Annotated in this window: 18 protein-coding genes; 13 read left to right on the top strand and 5 right to left on the bottom strand. The window is 43.8% G+C overall.

Going from position 1 to position 17,154, the window contains the following annotated elements; translation table 11 throughout:
• The first annotated feature begins 29 nt into the window (after positions 1-29).
• From L5M40_RS07785 to L5M40_RS07810, 6 genes are all read left to right on the top strand, one after another.
• Complete coding sequence (locus L5M40_RS07785; RefSeq protein WP_212599804.1) at positions 30-527, top strand: GNAT family N-acetyltransferase; 498 nt, start codon at positions 30-32, stop codon at positions 525-527.
• Positions 528-720: 193 nt separating this feature from the next.
• Positions 721-1,344 carry a 2OG-Fe(II) oxygenase gene (locus L5M40_RS07790; protein ID WP_212599805.1) on the top strand — a complete coding sequence of 208 codons (624 nt, stop codon included), beginning with the start codon at positions 721-723 and terminating at the stop codon, positions 1,342-1,344.
• 397 nt (positions 1,345-1,741) lie between these two features.
• Positions 1,742-2,347 (top strand): GNAT family N-acetyltransferase, encoded by a 606-nt coding sequence (locus tag L5M40_RS07795; protein ID WP_131525840.1) that lies wholly within the window; start codon positions 1,742-1,744, stop codon positions 2,345-2,347.
• Between the two features lie 19 nt (positions 2,348-2,366).
• Complete coding sequence (locus L5M40_RS07800; protein WP_131525841.1) at positions 2,367-2,831, top strand: GNAT family N-acetyltransferase; 465 nt, start codon at positions 2,367-2,369, stop codon at positions 2,829-2,831.
• Positions 2,832-2,863: 32 nt separating this feature from the next.
• Positions 2,864-3,268 (top strand): hypothetical protein, encoded by a 405-nt coding sequence (locus L5M40_RS07805; RefSeq protein ID WP_105252762.1) that lies wholly within the window; start codon positions 2,864-2,866, stop codon positions 3,266-3,268.
• Between the two features lie 326 nt (positions 3,269-3,594).
• Positions 3,595-3,990, top strand: coding sequence for a hypothetical protein (locus L5M40_RS07810; RefSeq protein WP_263176036.1), 396 nt, complete (start codon positions 3,595-3,597; stop codon positions 3,988-3,990).
• A 66-nt stretch (positions 3,991-4,056) separates the two neighbouring features.
• Here L5M40_RS07810 and L5M40_RS07815 read toward each other — a convergent pair whose 3' ends face one another.
• On the bottom strand, positions 4,057-4,872 hold the full coding sequence (locus L5M40_RS07815) for a substrate-binding periplasmic protein (RefSeq protein WP_028760285.1): 816 nt from the start codon (positions 4,870-4,872) through the stop codon (positions 4,057-4,059).
• A 137-nt stretch (positions 4,873-5,009) separates the two neighbouring features.
• Here L5M40_RS07815 and L5M40_RS07820 point away from each other — a divergent pair, with 137 nt between their 5' ends.
• The 7 genes from L5M40_RS07820 (at position 5,010) to L5M40_RS07850 (ending at position 14,298) form a co-directional block, all read left to right on the top strand.
• On the top strand, positions 5,010-6,107 hold the full coding sequence (locus tag L5M40_RS07820; protein WP_263176038.1) for a DUF2157 domain-containing protein: 1,098 nt from the start codon (positions 5,010-5,012) through the stop codon (positions 6,105-6,107).
• Positions 6,094-7,257 (top strand): DUF4401 domain-containing protein, encoded by a 1,164-nt coding sequence (locus L5M40_RS07825; protein ID WP_263176040.1) that lies wholly within the window; start codon positions 6,094-6,096, stop codon positions 7,255-7,257. The genes L5M40_RS07820 and L5M40_RS07825 overlap by 14 nt, the downstream gene beginning before the upstream one ends.
• On the top strand, positions 7,257-7,772 hold the full coding sequence (locus L5M40_RS07830; RefSeq protein ID WP_263256494.1) for a GDYXXLXY domain-containing protein: 516 nt from the start codon (positions 7,257-7,259) through the stop codon (positions 7,770-7,772). The genes L5M40_RS07825 and L5M40_RS07830 overlap by 1 nt, the downstream gene beginning before the upstream one ends.
• Positions 7,773-8,064: 292 nt before the next feature.
• Entirely contained in the window at positions 8,065-10,899 is a 2,835-nt protein-coding gene (locus L5M40_RS07835; RefSeq protein WP_263176041.1) for an ExeM/NucH family extracellular endonuclease, read from the top strand.
• 786 nt (positions 10,900-11,685) lie between these two features.
• Positions 11,686-12,324 carry a DUF5677 domain-containing protein gene (locus L5M40_RS07840; RefSeq protein WP_263176042.1) on the top strand — a complete coding sequence of 213 codons (639 nt, stop codon included), beginning with the start codon at positions 11,686-11,688 and terminating at the stop codon, positions 12,322-12,324.
• A 100-nt stretch (positions 12,325-12,424) separates the two neighbouring features.
• Positions 12,425-13,261: a hypothetical protein gene (locus L5M40_RS07845; protein ID WP_263176044.1), complete on the top strand. Its 837-nt coding sequence runs from the start codon at positions 12,425-12,427 to the stop codon at positions 13,259-13,261.
• A gap of 644 nt (positions 13,262-13,905) precedes the next feature.
• Positions 13,906-14,298 carry a DUF6678 family protein gene (locus L5M40_RS07850; protein WP_263176045.1) on the top strand — a complete coding sequence of 131 codons (393 nt, stop codon included), beginning with the start codon at positions 13,906-13,908 and terminating at the stop codon, positions 14,296-14,298.
• 198 nt (positions 14,299-14,496) lie between these two features.
• Here L5M40_RS07850 and atcC read toward each other — a convergent pair whose 3' ends face one another.
• Genes atcC through L5M40_RS07870 form a run of 4 tightly spaced genes read right to left on the bottom strand, consistent with a single transcriptional unit; the run spans position 14,497 to position 16,997 of the window.
• Positions 14,497-15,393, bottom strand: coding sequence for a cold adaptation protein AtcC (gene atcC, locus L5M40_RS07855; protein ID WP_263256481.1), 897 nt, complete (start codon positions 15,391-15,393; stop codon positions 14,497-14,499).
• 11 nt (positions 15,394-15,404) lie between these two features.
• Positions 15,405-16,163, bottom strand: a complete 759-nt coding sequence (gene atcB, locus L5M40_RS07860; RefSeq protein ID WP_006086363.1) for a cold adaptation protein AtcB — start codon at positions 16,161-16,163, stop codon at positions 15,405-15,407.
• The gene (gene atcA / locus L5M40_RS07865; protein WP_115015148.1) at positions 16,163-16,690 is read right to left on the bottom strand and encodes a cold adaptation protein AtcA; all 528 of its coding nucleotides are present in this window, start codon (positions 16,688-16,690) and stop codon (positions 16,163-16,165) included. The genes atcB and atcA overlap by 1 nt, the downstream gene beginning before the upstream one ends.
• A gap of 22 nt (positions 16,691-16,712) precedes the next feature.
• Positions 16,713-16,997: a J domain-containing protein gene (locus tag L5M40_RS07870; RefSeq protein ID WP_006081330.1), complete on the bottom strand. Its 285-nt coding sequence runs from the start codon at positions 16,995-16,997 to the stop codon at positions 16,713-16,715.
• Between the last annotated feature and the right edge of the window lie 157 nt (positions 16,998-17,154).

The raw sequence follows: 17,154 nt of genomic DNA on the forward strand, positions 1-17,154 counted from the left end.
TCCGCCTCTATTTTTAGTGGAGAAATTCTATGCAAGTTGCGCGTACTCCTAGACTCATCCTGCGGCAGTTAACCCCAGCCGACGCTTCTTTTATGTTAGTCTTGCTCAATAGCCAAGGCTTTGTAGAGAATATCGGGGATAGAGGAGTACGCACACTTGTGCAGGCTAAGGATTATATCGTCAATGGACCGATGAAAAGTTATGCCGAGTGCGGTTTTGGTTTTTATGCTGTAGTGCTCGCCGAGAATGGATTCACCATTGGCATCTGCGGTTTAATCAAACGGCCGACACTGGACAATGTCGATATAGGTTATGCTTTTTTGCCGCAATATTGGGGCAAGGGCTATGCATTCGAAGCGGCTAAAGCCGCTTTTGACTTAGGTAAAAGTTTAGGTATTGAGCGTATTGTCGCGATTGTGAGCGCCCATAATAGTGCTTCAAAAGCTTTGCTGAACAAACTTGGATTACACTTTGAGCGTTGTTTGCAGCTTAGTGATCATGATGCGCCTGTTGAACTGTTTGGTTAACGTTAACGTGTTGTTTATATAGGTTTTTATTTTGTTGTAATTCCGTCTTCTTTATTCTAGAATTTCGCAAAATTTATCGTTGAGATATGGCAATCATATCTCTTATCGACGCCCCTCGAAAATCAGGCTCACTTAATCCCTCCTTGAGCCCTTGAGTACAGCAAAAGCGTAGCCCTTTTTTGGATGTAGCATAATGGTTTCGCAATTAAGTGAAGCAATGCTGGACGTGATCGCTGATGCCTTGGTAGACAAAGGCTATATCTTTTTATCTGACTTAGTTCCTCTCTATATTAGCCAAGTACTATTGGAAAAAATTCAATCAACTGAAATATATGAATTAAAAGCTGCCTCTATTGGTCGAGGTTCTGAACAGCACTTAAATCCAGACATTCGCCGTGACAGAATACAGTGGCTAGAAGAGCAAAATGAGCCCGATGCCCAGTATCTTGAGTTGATGACACAACTCAAAAATGGCTTGAATCGTCGCTTGTTTATGGGCTTATTCGATTATGAAAGCCACTATGCGGTATATCAGCCTGGGGCCTTTTATAAAAAACATGTTGATGCACTTAAGGGCAGCCAAAATCGTATTTTAACCACAGTGTTTTTCTTAAATCCTGACTGGAAAGCGGCAGATTGTGGTGAGTTGATTATCTATGATGAAGCCGATATTGAGATTGAGCGCATCGCGCCTAAAATGGGCCATTTTGTGATTTTCCTCAGTGAGCGTTTTCCCCATGAAGTGACCAAAACCTTGGCACAGCGTAATAGCATTGCGGGCTGGTTTAGGGTCAGTAACAGCGTGCATGGTTTTTAACTTTAGCTTTTAACTTCACCAGATAACAAACGCCTAAATGCTGCCCACAGGTTTAGGTGTTTTTGCTCTCGATTGCCGCTTTTGGTCATCATCAATCACCAATCACCAATCACTTATCGCGACTGCGCAATGTCATTGGCTATTTCTCGGATATTGATTGGCCATCACGGCTTGTTCTTCCGCAGCAGTATTTATTCCAATCTGTTTTAACTGCCTTGTACTCATTTTTTCAAATTTTTTTACACTCTTATGCTTTAGGTAATCTAAACCGCCGACAATGGAATGAATTTGTCCAATCATGCTGAAAATAGGGTGTTTTTTTATTCTCGTTTAATGTTAGGCTAGATAAAAACGTGCGCTACAACACACTTTTCTATCATCTAACGGAGGCGATACTGTGGGCTGTGAAGATAACTTAGGTTGTTTAAGTGGTGAGCATATTGTACTTGAGCCCTTATCTTTGTCCCATGTGGCGGCATTGAGTCTCGCCGTCACAGATGGTCAACTTTGGCGTTTATGGTTTACCAGTGTCCCCGAGCCAACTGAGATGAAGCTCTATGTGGCTAAAGCGCTCGAAGAAAAAGCGCGGGGCCTGAGTTTTCCCTTTGCGGTGCGGGATAGAGTGTCAGGGGAAATCGTCGGATGCACGCGAATTTGCAACTGGGAGTCTGATAATCGCCGTCTTGAGATTGGATACACTTGGTATGCTAAACGTGCCCAGCGCACTGGGATTAATACTGAAGCTAAACTGCTGTTATTGACCTTTGCTTTTGAAACCTTAGACGCCATTGCCGTTGAGTTCCGTACTCACTGGCATAATCAAGCTTCGAGACAAGCCATTGCAAGACTAGGCGCTAAGCAAGATGGTGTATTGCGAAATCATAAGATTCTTAAGGACGGTACGATCCGCGATACCGTGGTGTATTCCATTATTGATACCGAGTGGCCAACGGTGAAAAACAGTCTGCAATTTCGATTGCGACAACGACCGCCAACACTCTAATGATAAATAGGAAAGGCCCATGGCAAGCATTATAACTCGAGTAGATGTGACTCATGTCCATGAGGTTGCAGTGTTATTCAATGAGTACCGCCAGTTTTATGGGCGTAGGGATGATCTCGCGGCTGCGGAGCAGTTTATTTATTCAAGAGTGTCAGATGGCTCATCGGTGATATTTATAGCTAAAGATAATCAAGGGCTTGGATTAGGTTTTGTTCAAATGTATCCCAGTTTTTCATCGTTACGTTTGGCCCCTATGTTGATCCTCAATGATGTGTATGTGACTCAACATGCCCGATGTGTCGGTATTGGGCGGGCGTTAGTGCTACAGGCCGCCAGTTATGCCAAAGCGCATAATATGAGTTATTTGATGTTAGAAACACAGCAAAAAAACCAGCGCGCGCAGGGCTTGTATGAAGGTTTAGGCTTTGTGCGTAACCAAGATTTTTATATCTACGAACTTGAGCTCCACCGAGGGCTTGAGTAGGTTTATTTATGGCGATTAAAAGGAAAAGTAACATGTTAACTCAGGTAAAAACGTTAGTATTAGGTGGTTTAGTCTTAAGTGCCAGTACTGCAGTTTGGGCTGATGAAGCAGAAAAAGCGTTTAGTAAAGAAGCCATTGAATGTGCCGCTTACTATCAAATTAGCTCAGAAGCCATTGGGGCGATGAATGCACCGCAAATGCAGGCCGTGGGTGAGCGTTTAAAAAGTTCTAAAATTGAGTCTGAGAATTTAGCTAAGAAATACAGCTCTGAAGCTGAGGTCACTCAAGCGGTTGCCGATGCTAAAGCCCGTCAAATCGAAAGCTTAGGGGGGTCAAGTAACTTAGGTGCGTTAATGGGTAAATATAAAGAAGAATGTAAAAACCTGTTAGCCGATCCACAAAAGCGTTTAAATTATTGGACTATGGCGACTATGTAATCGTAGGTTTTAGTCAGGGTAATCGTTTACGGATTGTGAAGAAAAGGAGCCTGATGGCTCCTTTTTGCTTAAAGCACAAGCACTAAGGAGCTGATGGGGTCATTCATATTGAGTCGGTTTTCCCATAGATTTTAGCCCTGTTTGGTTTAGGGGCTTAGAACCAAGTTGCTTATTTTCGCTCGGCTGAAACTCAACCGCAGTTTTTAGGGTCTTAGTTACATGGTCAAGTATTTAAGCCTTGGGTTTAAATTCTCCTCAGTTTTAAATTCTTAGTTCAGTTTACGATATTCAAAGATAATCAAATATGAGTACTAAATAGGAGCACTATGGTATTAACAATAATGGTAGCGACTGTTTTGAGTGCTGGAGTCTGTGGCTACCATTTAATCTATGGTAAGCGGGTTTTATTGGCGCCGCTCTTGAAGGCGAATGTGTCACAGCAAAGCAAGCAAATGCTACTGTGCTTATTTCACTGCCAATCGGTATTTTTTGTGGTTTCAACGGTTGCACTTTTAGCCTGTGCACTTAAGGTGATCCCTGGGATGTATGCCTTTAGCCTGTTGTTATTCCTCGGGATGAACTACGGGATCTTTGCGATTTGGCAGTTTTACATTGCCACTCTGAGTCCACCAAATAGTGGACAGATGATCATAGTGCAAGCGCTGATTTTCTTGCTCATTGGTATTTTGGCTATGCTAGGGCCACTCTTGTCTGCCGCGTAAATTGCTCATGAGAACTTGATAAATCATCGCGATTGAAGCGTCAGAGTTTGAAAAACAAACAGCGAATTATGGGGTTAATTGAATACCGTATTGGGCGGCGAGTTCAGCGAGTTTGCCATTATTGATGAGCAGTTCAATCCAGTGTGAGAGCCTTTTGCTATCGAGCTGTGAACTGGGGTTGAGTAAAATGCCATTGGCGTATTTTTGGTCCCATTCATCTGATATTAAAAGTAATTTTCTCTCTTCTGGATGAACCTTTAAATAATACTGTAAGTAAGAGTTAGTCACGGGCGCTAGGTCGGCGCGTTCACGCAGAATGCTTTCGATAGAGGCGTTATTGTGACTGACGAACAAGGGACGAAATTGCTTTGCCAGCGTATTCGCATCGGTTTCAAAGTGGGCAAACTGGTAGTGATATCCTTTGATGAACGCAATTGACTTGTTGGTTAAGTTTTTGAAATAGCTTTGGTTATGAGCTTTAGTTTTAAGTGCAATAAAGACTTCACCATCTATCATATGTAGCGGAATAAACTGAGTCGCTATTTTTTGCCATCCCCAAGCGGGATTCTCAAAGAGCATCATGTCGAAGCGACCTAAGGAATAGGCTTTATATCTGTGCTCAATACTGGTGACGGCAAATTTAAAGACCACTTCTTGTTGTACTTGATTTAATGCATTAATGATATCGAGTGTGAGACCTGTGTAACGGCCGTCTTGTTGTTGATGGACATAGGGAGCAAATTGATAACCACCGACATGAATTGTCGGAATTGACTCGGGAATCGCTGGCGACTGAACTTTATCTTGGGCGATAGCCGCAGTAAATGCGCTAATGCTTAAGGCTAAACAAAAGAGTAGACGACACAACTGGCTCAATATCATAGTCACCCCTTGTTATTTTTAGCATGAATGATTTTTTACAAGTATACACAATTTAATTTGTTCAATGCTGTCGATAAAGTGCGAATTTTAAATCTGTCATAGTAAGCTAGCGCAAACAGGATGAGGGAGATTTCACATTGAGCAAGATAAAATCTCAAGTGTGTGGTTGGGTTGAACAGGGACATATCACGCAAGAGCAGGCAAATAAGCTTTATCGACAGGTGACAGTCTTGCCGGATGGGTCTAGTTGGCGTCGCTTAATCGCTCATTTATTACTCTGGTTCGGTGCGTTAAGTTTTGCCTGTGGGGTGATTTTTTTCTTTGCTTATAATTGGCAATCTTTGGGGCGATTTGCCAAATTTGGACTGATTGAAGTGGCTATAATACTTGCTATCAGCGCATTTGCTTGGCTCTATTATCGTGCCAACATTTATTCCCCCGTTAGCCCTTATCGTAAAGACAGCACTTTTGGTGCGACGACCGCCAATGGCGTGCTACTGGCCGCAAGTGTGTTAGTCGGTGGCTTATTAGCGTTAGTTGGGCAAACCTATCAAACGGGCGCCGATCCTTGGCAGTTATTCGCGCTATGGGCATTTGTTATCTTACCCTTTGCTTGGGTGGCGGGATTTGATGGTTTGTGGCTGTTGCTGGTGGGATTGCTAAACCTCAGCATAGGGATATTTCTGGATTCCTTTTCCCATTTCTGGGGATTATTTTGGGGCGCTCAAGGACAATTGCTGATCTTTATCTGTTTGAATTTAGTTATCTATTATGCTTTTGTACTTTTAGACCACAAAGTCGCGGGGCGCTGGCATGCGCCAATCCTTGAATATGCCTGTTCATTGTTTGCTATGGGTTGTTTTACTTGGTTAATCACTTGGCTTATTTTCGACGATTTCCTTGAACGTGATAGCTTCAGCACTGGGATCTTCTGTGGTTATTTTGCCCATCTGATATTCGGATTCGTTATTTTTCGTTATAGATTACCACGCATATATCCCTTGGCCTTGGGCGGTTTTAGCCTGATTGCCGTAGGCGCCGCGTTACTGATAAAGCTGATGTTTGAGGATAATGACCCCATAGGTGGATTTTTGTTTATTGGGCTTTATATCATTTTGGCAAGCACAGGTTTGAGTATTTGGTTGAGGGAGCTAAGCCGGAAACTTAAACCTCAGTTTGCAGGAATCGCCACCCAAGGGAGCGTGGGCGTGGGAGATGTTCATGAGCAACAATAATGGTTTACAGGATAGCGAAATGATCACTCGACCCTGCACTGATAGTGTTACGTCAATCGACGCTTCGAGTGAATTAAGTCTAATCAAACACTGGCAAGCTTTGTATGCCGAAGGCAATGTTAGTGCAGCTCAAATGCCAGAAGACCATGATATCCCTTGGTATATTGCCACTATGCAGGCGTTTGCTGCTTGGATAGCGGCGTTGTTTTTATTGAGCTTCATGATGGCAGTGTTTGGTGCCATTTTTGAGCATGTTGAAGAAGATGTCATTTTATTTATCGGCTTAACCTATTTAGCCTTGGGGATTGGGCTGTATTTTTTACCGCGGCAACAGATTTTTATTGAACAATTTGCTTTTGCCGCCTGTTTGAGTGGTTTGATCAGTGTGGCATGGGGATTATTTGATTTAATTAACAATGATTTTAGCCTCACATGGTATCTCAGTATGGCGGGTATTACATTGGTACTGTGGGGCTTGATTGCCCACGGGCTAGCCCAGTTTGTATTCGCTTTTTGCTTAAGTTGGTGCGTGATTGGCCTGATGGCAAAATTTGAACTGCTCAATTTTAGCCCAAGCCTTTTTACCGTAGTCATTAGTCTAGTGTTATTAAATATCAATCAGTTCGGGCGTCATTATCGCAGGGCTCGGATGCTCATCTATGGTTTCGCACTCGCGTTGCTTTCGTTGCAGTTGATGCACGCTTTTAGTATGGACAGTATTTTTGAAGCCTTATTTAGCCCTTGGCAGCAAAGCCTGTGGCTGACACTGACTCATCTGTTGATTATTTTCGCTATTTGCGGATTTTTATTGGTGACAATCTTGCGCGAGCGCCATCAATCACTAAGCTCACCAGCGGCGCTAGGGTGTGTTATCGGTTTAGTCATCGTTAGCGGTTTATCCTTACCTATGCAGGGTTTATCAACAGCTATTCTATTGATCTTGCTTGGCCATTATTGCAACGAGTCTTGGTTGAAAGGTATGGGAATGGTGTCGGCGCTGTTATTTGTCAGCGGGTATTATTATTCCCTAGAAACGACTCTGTTACTTAAATCTGGTTATTTGATGGGCTTAGGCGCCTTGCTGTTGGTGACAAGGTTAGTGATGTGGCGGTTATTTCCTGCCAATGAAAATGCCAAGGAGACTGTGTGATGGGCAATGTGATGGGAAAACTGTCGGCTTCACATAAATGGGCGCTTGGGCTCGTATTATTCACAACAGTGGCGATTCTCGCTGGCGTGAATTGGCGCATTTTCAAATTCGAACAACTCCTTAATCACGGCCAAGTGGTGCGTTTTGCATTAGCACCGGTCGATCCGCGCTCATTAATGCAGGGTGATTACATGGCGCTTGAATATGCAATTGCACGCGATGTGCGTAGCGCCTTAGCGCCGCAACAAATGCAGGGGCAGTTATTGCTGGCTGTCGATGGGCAAAAAGTGGCGCGTTTTGTCGACTTTTATACCGACCAAGCACTCGGTAAAGATCAACTACGAGTGCAGTTTCGTGTCCGTGGTAATCAAATTAAACTCGCATCGAACAGCTTTTTCTTTGAAGAAGGACAAGCCGATCATTTTAGTGCAGCAAAATACGGTGAGTTTAGAGTGAATTTGCAAGGTGAGTTACTGCTCGTCAGTTTACTCGATGAAAAGCTTCTGCCCTTATAACCCTGTGTCAGGATTGTCAGGATTGCCATCCATTTGTTCTGCTTACTTGATTAACCTCGATTTATCTCTGGCCGCACTGTGTAGTGCGGCCAGCATCTCCCGTACTGCTTTCTTCCTAGTTCTGATCGCTAAATCGCACGAATAATATCCACCTTAAGTTGCAACTTTGATGCAACCAATTTGTAACCTTGACCGCCTATAGTATCGTCAGTCTTCGAGGTGACATCACCTTGAAGCATCTAAGCGCATCAATTAAATACCAAATATTAAAACAATACATTTAGGGGTCTCAATGTTTAACACTAAAACTGTGCTGGCGTTAGCCATCAGCAGCGTTTGTGGGCTTGCCCATGGCGCGGATAATTTGATCATTTCTGAATATGTCGAAGGCAGCAGTAATAATAAAGCTATCGAACTGTATAACCCAACCGCGGGCGCTATTGATTTAAGCCAATACCAATTGCGCTTCTATTTTAATGGCAGCACAAACGTCGGCACGACCATTGCGCTCACTGGCTCCTTAGCGGCGGGGGCGACTTATGTGGTTGCCGATAATGACTCTTCTGCCGATATCCTTGCGGTCACAAATCAACAGAGTAGCGCCAGCTTCTTTAACGGCGACGATGCGATTGAACTAACCTATCAAAATCAAGTCATTGATAGTTTAGGCCAAGTCGGTGTTGATCCCGGCGCCGAGTGGGGCAGTGGTGATCTCTCTACTCAAGATAATACCCTGCGCCGTAATCCTGATCTGCTGATTGCCGATCCTATCAGTACTGATGCAGTAAGCTTTAGCACTTGGCTAGGTTTTGCGAAGGATGATGTTTCTGATCTTGGTAAATTCAGTGCGGGTACGCCAACCGATCCAGTCGACCCTCCACCAAGCTCTTTAGTGTGCGGCGAAGAAGCCACAGCAATTCATGCGCTTCAAGGCGCGGGCGCTGCTAGCCCTCTCAATGGTCAAACTTTAGTGGTTGAGGCGGTTGTCGTCAGTAATCAAGAAGCCGGTCTTAAGGGCATTTTTGTACAAATGGCCGATAACGAAGTCGATAGCGATCCCCAAACCTCGGAAGGTGTGTTTGTGTATACCGGTACTGCACCCACAGCTTATGTGGCAGGCGATCGTATTCGTTTAAAAGCAAAAGTCACTGAATATCAAGGCTTAACTGAACTAACGACTTTATCTGATCACAAGTTGTGTGCTACAGGACAAACGTTACCAAAGGCCGCGCTAGTGACCTTACCTGTTAACAGCAGTGATGATTTTGAGCCCTTTGAGGGCATGCGTGTTCGTTTTAGCCAAGATTTAGTGGTGAATGAAGTCTATAACCTCGGTCGTTATGGCGAGATTTCATTAGGCAGTCAGCGCCACTTTATTGGTACGCAGGTGGCTGCACCGGGCGCGGATGCGCTGGCGGTGAGCGCAGCCAACCAACGTGACAGTATTTTATTGGATGATGGTTTAACGGCGCAGAATCCTGATCCTGTGCAATTCCCCGCTCCTGGTTTGAGCGCATCAAACACTGTGCGTGTAGGCGATAAAGCCACATCGCTCACAGGTGTAATGCACTATGGCTTTAATCTGTATCGTATTATGCCAATCGAAACGGTGAACTTTGTGGCTGAAAACCCACGCCCAGTTGCGCCCACATTGGTTGAGGGGGGTAATCTAAAAGTCGCTAGCTTTAACGTGCTTAACTACTTCAATGGTGATGGCCAAGGTGCAGGTTTCCCAACCGCGCGTGGTGCCAATACCTTAAGCGAGTTTGAGCGTCAAAAGGCGAAGATTGTCAGTGCCATGGTGGGCATTAGTGCCGATGTATTTGGTTTGATGGAAATTGAAAATGATGGCTTTGGCACTAATTCAGCCATTGCCGATTTAGTCGCAGGTTTGAATGCCGCAGTGGGTGAAGCGCGTTATGCTTATATCGCGCCAACAGGCATGAATGCGATTGGCACCGATGCCATCACAGTCGGCTTGATTTATCGCAGTGATAAAGTCACGCCGCAGGGCGCTGCACGTATTCTATCTAGTGCAAATTCGCCATTAGATAGCGATCAACAGCCCCTGTTTGACGATAGCAAAAACCGTCCAATGCTGACGCAAGCCTTTAGCGTGAACGGCAGTGAAGAAGGTGTGGTTGTTGCGGTTAATCACCTTAAATCTAAGGGCAGTGAATGTGCGGACGATCCTGATCTCAATGATGGTCAAGGCAACTGTAATATCACTCGTACCCGTGCGGCGACTGCTGCAGGTCAATGGATTAGCGAGCAATATCCAGATCAAGGCGTACTGCTGATTGGTGATTTGAACGCCTATGCGAAGGAAGATCCATTAACTGCTTTAGGTAATGCAGGCTTTAGTGAGCTGTTTGCCAAACTTGAAAAGCCAAATCCTTATTCCTATGTGTTCTCGGCTGAATCGGGTCAGTTGGACCATGCTTTAGCAAACGCTGCCCTGGTGGATAAAGTGGTGGATGTGACGCAGTGGCATATCAATACCGACGAACCACGTGTATTGGATTACAACGAAGAGTTTAAGACGCCTGCTCAAATCCAAGACTTATTCGCAAGTGATGCTTATCGCTCATCGGATCACGATCCTGTGGTGATTTCACTCTTGCTCGAAGCGGAAAAAGTCGCGCCAGTGGCCAGTTTCACTCAAGTGGTGAATGGCGCAGCGGTGCAACTGACATCCACTTCAACCGACATCGACGGACAAATCGTGTCAGCTGAGTGGAGCTTTGGTGATAACACTGTGGCAGTGGGTGAGGTTGTGACCCACAGTTACAGCCAAAGCGGCGAGTATTTGGTCACGCTAACTGTGACTGATAATGACGGCCTAACCCATAGCACGTCGCAAATGGTGACAGTGGATGCTGGCAATGTTAAACAACCACCCGTTGCGCAAATTCAGCGTATTAATTTATGGCTAGTCGATATGTTTATCTCGACTAGCTATGATACCGATGGCGTGATCAAGCAACATAAATGGACGTTCGACAATGGCACTCGCGCTAACGGTCAAGTGGTATTGCGCCTTGCCCGCCGTGGACAACACACTGTTGAACTGACCGTTAAAGATAACGACAAGTTAACGGATACCACGACGCTGACGTATCGTTAAGTCAGTCTTTGTATTCCGCTGATATTTAAAGTGACGCCAAGCCCGCAGCCGCGGGCTTTTTTTTTTGCCCAAAAGCAAAATAAAGTTGTTGTCAGTTGTGACGCATCAATTTTCATTGTTTCCCCAGTGACTCATTACCTCTTTATTTAACAAGAAGCCTCCCTGAGGGCTCTAATAAAATATCCCTGTTTTAGAAGGTTACAGGTGCAACAATGACAATCCTCATTAACCCTATCGTTGTTCGATTAGCTGAAAAGCTAATGCCCCAAAGTGTGTTTCGTAGTTTGAATGCTTTAATCAAAATCAAAGTCGTGGGGCTTCACCCCACACCCGACCAAGGAGGACTGCTCGTCCTATCCTCCTTGGATGCTCCAAGACGCCCCCAACGGAGTTGAAAGCCCCTTGTGCTCATTGACAAATTTGCTATCGCTTCCGAAGGATGCGTCCCTGCACCTGCGAAAGCTAGTCGGTCATCCATGACCGAACTCACGCAATTTGTCTATTCGCCCTGCGACAACTCCGAGGGGAGGTATATTCCTTGGAGTTTCGAGTCGTTAGATAGCGATTCATCAGCAAAAAATAAGCGCGAAAAATGAGAAAGCTAAAACGATATCAAGTGATTACCCATCAAACTGTATAAAAAACCGCTACCGCAAAAAAGCAAATTCCTATAGCATCATTTATACCAATTGACACGGATGTGGCATCGGCCAAGTCCAACAAGCGATTTATGCCCTGCAAACAGCGCAGTGTATAAATACTAAGACGTTATAAAGCAAGGTAGCTATGAGTTCTGGTACGGTAGATGATTGGATCGGCTTACTAAAGTTTCGAGATGAAAAATTCAAATCTCTAAGTCATAGTAACTTGCAAGAGAAATACATTCTCGCTTTGAGCATAAGAGTTACTGAATTATGCTTAGATGCAGTAATACTTTTAAACAATCATAGAATGACATCGGTTCCTATTGTCCTTCGTTCAGCTTTAGAGTCGTATGCAGACCTTCAATGTTGTATAAAAGATACTAATCACCCAGACGCTATGACTAAGGCACAATACTGGCGACTTTACGAACTCCATAAACATGTAAAGAGTGATACTGCGGAAGAGCACAAAAAACGTGGGAAAAAACTATCTGTTTGGGAACGCTTTAATAAATCGAAATTGGTTGAGTTATACAATGGGTATTATTCAGTTCTTTCTATGTACTCTCATGGAAACGTCGGTGCTTTGGTTGAAAATTCTGTCGGAGAGCAAGTTTTACTTGGATCTGCATTCAATGATGAGAAATCTTTACAATATTTTGATCAAGCTATTAATCTAGTTGCGCTGTCTATTAAAGATACCTTAGTTTTCTATAATTTTGATTTCGCCTCAGTAGAGTACCCAACTAAAATCATAGATAAAATTAATAAAGCTTTATAATAAGGCGATTAAACGTAACAAAAAACAGTTTGTTATGTTTCATGCCTCAACAATTTTTGTCCGCTTAGCGCGGCGTTAGCCATCTTAATGAGAATCAAGCATGTCTGAAAAATCACCATTATTTATAAGTTCCATGGAACTGCTGGGGCATGCAGTCGAACTTCTGGAACTCGACGATGAAAAGAAGAATAAATTTATTGTTCTGCATATAAGTAATGCTGTGGAGCTATTACTGAAAGATATGGTCATTGACATAGGCCAATCTATATATGAAAGCAACAACAAGAATACGATAGTTGTCTGGAAGGCCTTTTCTATCCTTGAGTCCCATGGCATAAAGATCAAGCACAGGCCAAATATTGAAATGCTGATAGATGATAGAAATGTAATTCAGCATAAATTTGGCTACCCGAGTCGTGAGTCAGTTCTGTACTACATCGAATTTGTAATTGATTTATTTCGTGCGTGTATGCACGATCATTACTCAATTGAGTTTGATGAGATCGCCGAAGAATATTTTTCAGACAATGGAATGCAGCTAATTGGATTAGGTGATGAAGATGTATTCTCAAAAGTTGATGCCATTGCTAAATATGACATGCTTTCTGCAATTTCCACAGCATACTCATTGCTTGAGGCAAAATCTCATGAATTGTTAGGGCATGATGAATTATCAAGGCCGGTGATGATTTGGCATGACAAACGATTTTATTCACTTCTTAAGCTTATCGATCCCTCTGTCATGGAAAATAAGCGGCCTAGAGAGTTTTTTGACTCGATACGTCAGCTAAGGAATATATCTGTTCACCGCCAGCATCATAATCCGGAAGAGCACGATCAGGTGTTGGATGCTGGGCTAAAGAAGATAAAAACCTTATACAATGCCATAAGCGATATACCCGAGGAAAAAATCGCTAAAGTAGTTAAAAATGGCTAACAAAACATTGCAGCGGACAAGCCGCTGAATGCGGCGTTACCCATAGAAATTTTAATCCGAAATTCACGAATTAGAGTTAGGAATCTAACACGCTTTTGTCCCAAAGCGTACTGCGTAACGCTTTTAAATCTTCAGATTACGCGAATGCCATGGCAAGCCTGTGCTAGTGGATACCCGTAAACGCTAAACTTCTAACAACTGAAATTACTGCTCCCCAAACACTACTTTCCAACACATTTCTGTCCAAAAGCGTGCGGCGTATCGCTTTAAATATACAAGTTATGCTAGTGCGCAAAAAGGCGTGCCATGGTGACTCGCGTGACGACCATCCGCCCTACGGACGGGGCGGTCGGGCATTCTAGGATGGACTGGAACAATATCCATGCTTAACTGCCAGTTCACCCTCCATGGATCTTATTCATAAACTTAGAATCCCTAGGTTTCTATTCACCCTGTCGACGAGCAAATACGATGGCAAGCTTATATGAGTAGGTCAAACCAATAAGCGCTCCACGGTTAAAAATGGCTGGCCTAATTTATTGCCCATCATTTTATCTGTCATTTTAATTAGTTTTTATTGGCAATATATATCTATTAAAGCGATATCATTTAGTTTTTCACTTAGTCGCTTGAGACACTAAAAAATGAATTCTGAAGTTTTGAAGTATGTAAACGAGCATCAGCTTTTGTCTGTAATGAATAAAACAAAGTGGTGCGAGCTTGAAAAGGCATTAAATGGATCTGAAGACTTTATTCCCTATGTGCGATACAAATTGATTTATGATGAAAACCCTAATGCAGGTTTTACTGCCGTGTGGTGGCACGAGTTACTTGAAATAGCAGAAACCATTGAGTGGTTAGAAGTTGATCCATTCAAAAGAGAATGGCTAGGCAGATTAGTGGCGGATCGAGTGACGGACTTTTCTGATGTTGTAAGCGCACAATTAGCCCAATATTCAATTCCTTATTCGATAGAAAATGGTATGTTTCGGATTTGGGGTTATCTGAGGAGGAATGAATCTCCAGAATTTATCTAACTGAAGAGTTTTATCTCTGTAAGTTACTTATTTTCAAGCTAAAACCACTCAAAAACTGAGACATAAATACTGATTATTGGGATTGAACATAGAGAAACAAGACAGTAAAAAAGTGCTTTATTTTTCAATAAAGCACTCATTTTAAAGCGACTCAAGCACTCGTTAACCTACTGAACACACTACTGATTAAAGTACCGATCAAAGTACTATGTAGAGTGGCCAGCCGAGGAGGCCGACGAGACCTTCTTTATGTTCGAATCTTTCTAATCGCTCGGGTGAAGCGTCGCTGAGTAAGAGTTCGCGGTAGCTTTTCGCAAAGTGCAGAGTACGCAGTAGGGCGGGGGCAAAGTTTTTGCCGAGATCTTTACTGATGGTTTCAGCGAGTTCTGCGGGTAATTCTGCTAACGCTTTCTGAGTTTCCAATTCGATATGCTCACGGGTAAACCATTCCTCTTTTAAGGTGATTTTGCCGATACGCTTTTTCAAATCCTGTCTGACTTTGGCGCCATCAAACAACAATCGATACAGTACCGCTTCGGCTAATACACTCTCTAGATTGAGAAAATCTAGCGGATCATAGCTCGATTGCGCGTAAAACTGTGCCAATAGGGCCGCAATCGACTGTTGGCGTTGGTGTTCAAGCAGGGCATCTTGATAGGCTTCATAGCCTAACCATTCTTCCGCATCTGGCGGGCTAGACACTTGTTCAAGCAAGAACTTGTCGACATCGCCGTACAGTGACTTGCCGTTGACGAGTTTGTGCTTGCTGACAATGCTGAGCATGCTCCAGCCTTTTTGAAAGCATTTGACTACGCCATCGGCGGTGATCAACAGGCGTATTGCCTGCTGCGGATTCTGGTTTGATAACTCCATCAAACCAAGGCTGACCACACCAATGACATCGTGTGCCGCTTGTTCAAGCAGGTGCATTTTGTACTTGTTGTAAAACTTATCGGCCAGTTTGAGGCTCATCAAAATGGCTTTGGATTTGATTTGTGACAGCTGTTCACCGCTCAGCGTTTCGTCTGCTTGGCCTTGGATCAATACCTTGCTTAGGTAGGGTCCTTGATCTACATCACGCAGTACCAGTTGCATCAAATAATTCCTTAATCCAAAAAGCTAAACATATCATCGACTTCAGCGTATTCATCCGTCACTTGGTTTTTCTCTTTGGCTTGAATAACCAGCTCGTTGACAAACTTGCTGATGATCATTTCCCAACCTGAGCTTTCGTTTCGCAGCAGACTCTTAATGGCTTTTTCAACATCGGGCGCGAGCTCGTGGATCAAGGCCATTAGGCTGCGTGGGTCGTCTATGCTGAGGCTGTGTGCATCTTCACTGGCGACGCGGCTGTCGTAGCCGATGGTTTCAGTGTCTTCTTCGTCATCGTAGAGATCTGTGTAGCCGTCTTCATCTTCATGTTTTTCACCTAACATCATTTCGATGAATGGGATCGACAGGTAGAAGAGGCCCGCAGGATCTTCGGCGATACATTCTAAAATCGCAGTTTGCTTTTCTTCGCTATCTTGGATGCGAATTAAATAGGTCAAAAAATCAAAGGTATGCTGAATAAGTTCTTCGGCATTGTTTTTGATTTTTTCTTCCCAGTACAAAGGTTGCTGACAGACGATGTCGCGAATTTGTTCCGGGGTCATGAGTTCAGACATGATCGAAGGACAAGAGATATCATGGTGACTGTTGATTTGCGTCAGCGTGACGATATCCATGTGTTCGATAACTTCGACTAATTGCTCGTCGCTCATGGTATTTGCAATGATTTCAAAGCGTTTGCTCGCTTGCTTTGGCTCTACGTCCGCCAACTCTTTAATTTCGGCGACGGTAATCTCAATGAGACTAGTGTTCATTAGCGGTCCTCATCATCGTAGTGATCGTAGTAGCCATCTTCCTCTTCGCCTTCATCATCATCGTCGTTATCTGAGGTGCCAACATAATCGTTGTCATCATCTTCATCGTCGTGATGTTTTGCTGCTGGCGTTGCTTTACCTTGAGTTTCAAGTAAATACAGCACGGCGCAGCTTTCAATCAGTAAGGTTTCCGAGTAACCACGCACGGCTAACACTAAAGGTAAATCAGCATTGTTAAAGCCAATCGTGACTTTAAACTCATCCCACTCGGGTTGAGTTGCCGTGTTTATCCAATGTGCCCACTTGAGTTTGGCTTCGGCGGGAAACTTAATTCGACCGTAAAGCGCGACAGGCAGGTACTCAGGCACAGTATCGAGCATCTTAGGATCGGCTTCTAACACCTTTTTGATTTGGCTAGTAAATTGTTCTAGCGCTTTAGGTGTATCGGGATCGTCGTAGGACTCGATATTGTCGTAGGCATTATTTTTTAGCTCATTAATGCGTGAGATATTCAGTTTTTTGACCATTTGACACTACTCTAGAAAACGCTCAAGGATAAAATTGATCCCACAGCTCGCGCATGGCGCTAGCGGGATCGGTCACTATGACGTTATTGAAATCTTTGATAAACGCATTTCGTCGCTTAGGATCTGACAACACATCATAAGCATTTTTAACGCGTTCAAGTTGTACGGCGGCTTGCTGCTTTTCCTCTTCCGAGGCGCCTAACAACTTGTCGGGATGATATTTGTTTGACAGCCGTCGATAGGCTTTTTTAATGTCGTCTTCTTTGGCACTGGGTTTTATACCAAGCACACTAAAGTGGTTAATCATACTTGTACCTGCAGGCGATGGGGCTGATATCGCGAGATAAAAAGGGTTTGACTCTGATTATCTTTAAATTCGTGGAATTATGATTAGTCAGCCGTGGATGATAGCAGAAATCCCCACTCAGCGGCAAACGCGCGAGCAGGAATTTGTGCTTTAGTGA

The organism is Shewanella sp. SM68 (assembly GCF_025653925.1).
Lineage (GTDB): Bacteria > Pseudomonadota > Gammaproteobacteria > Enterobacterales > Shewanellaceae > Shewanella > Shewanella oncorhynchi.

Excerpts from the sequence above, each read along its gene's own strand:
- L5M40_RS07785 (WP_212599804.1), top strand. The coding sequence starts at position 30 with ATGCAAGTTGCGCGTACTCCTAGACTCATCCTGCGGCAGTTAACCCCA.
- L5M40_RS07790 (WP_212599805.1), top strand. The coding sequence starts at position 721 with ATGGTTTCGCAATTAAGTGAAGCAATGCTGGACGTGATCGCTGATGCC.
- L5M40_RS07800 (WP_131525841.1), top strand. The coding sequence starts at position 2,367 with ATGGCAAGCATTATAACTCGAGTAGATGTGACTCATGTCCATGAGGTT.
- L5M40_RS07805 (WP_105252762.1), top strand. The coding sequence starts at position 2,864 with ATGTTAACTCAGGTAAAAACGTTAGTATTAGGTGGTTTAGTCTTAAGT.
- L5M40_RS07810 (WP_263176036.1), top strand. The coding sequence starts at position 3,595 with ATGGTATTAACAATAATGGTAGCGACTGTTTTGAGTGCTGGAGTCTGT.
- L5M40_RS07815 (WP_028760285.1), bottom strand. The coding sequence starts at position 4,872 with ATGATATTGAGCCAGTTGTGTCGTCTACTCTTTTGTTTAGCCTTAAGC.
- L5M40_RS07825 (WP_263176040.1), top strand. The coding sequence starts at position 6,094 with ATGAGCAACAATAATGGTTTACAGGATAGCGAAATGATCACTCGACCC.
- L5M40_RS07830 (WP_263256494.1), top strand. The coding sequence starts at position 7,257 with ATGGGCAATGTGATGGGAAAACTGTCGGCTTCACATAAATGGGCGCTT.
- L5M40_RS07835 (WP_263176041.1), top strand. The coding sequence starts at position 8,065 with ATGTTTAACACTAAAACTGTGCTGGCGTTAGCCATCAGCAGCGTTTGT.
- L5M40_RS07840 (WP_263176042.1), top strand. The coding sequence starts at position 11,686 with ATGAGTTCTGGTACGGTAGATGATTGGATCGGCTTACTAAAGTTTCGA.
- L5M40_RS07845 (WP_263176044.1), top strand. The coding sequence starts at position 12,425 with ATGTCTGAAAAATCACCATTATTTATAAGTTCCATGGAACTGCTGGGG.
- L5M40_RS07850 (WP_263176045.1), top strand. The coding sequence starts at position 13,906 with ATGAATTCTGAAGTTTTGAAGTATGTAAACGAGCATCAGCTTTTGTCT.
- atcC (WP_263256481.1), bottom strand. The coding sequence starts at position 15,393 with ATGCAACTGGTACTGCGTGATGTAGATCAAGGACCCTACCTAAGCAAG.
- atcB (WP_006086363.1), bottom strand. The coding sequence starts at position 16,163 with ATGAACACTAGTCTCATTGAGATTACCGTCGCCGAAATTAAAGAGTTG.
- atcA (WP_115015148.1), bottom strand. The coding sequence starts at position 16,690 with ATGGTCAAAAAACTGAATATCTCACGCATTAATGAGCTAAAAAATAAT.
- L5M40_RS07870 (WP_006081330.1), bottom strand. The coding sequence starts at position 16,997 with ATGATTAACCACTTTAGTGTGCTTGGTATAAAACCCAGTGCCAAAGAA.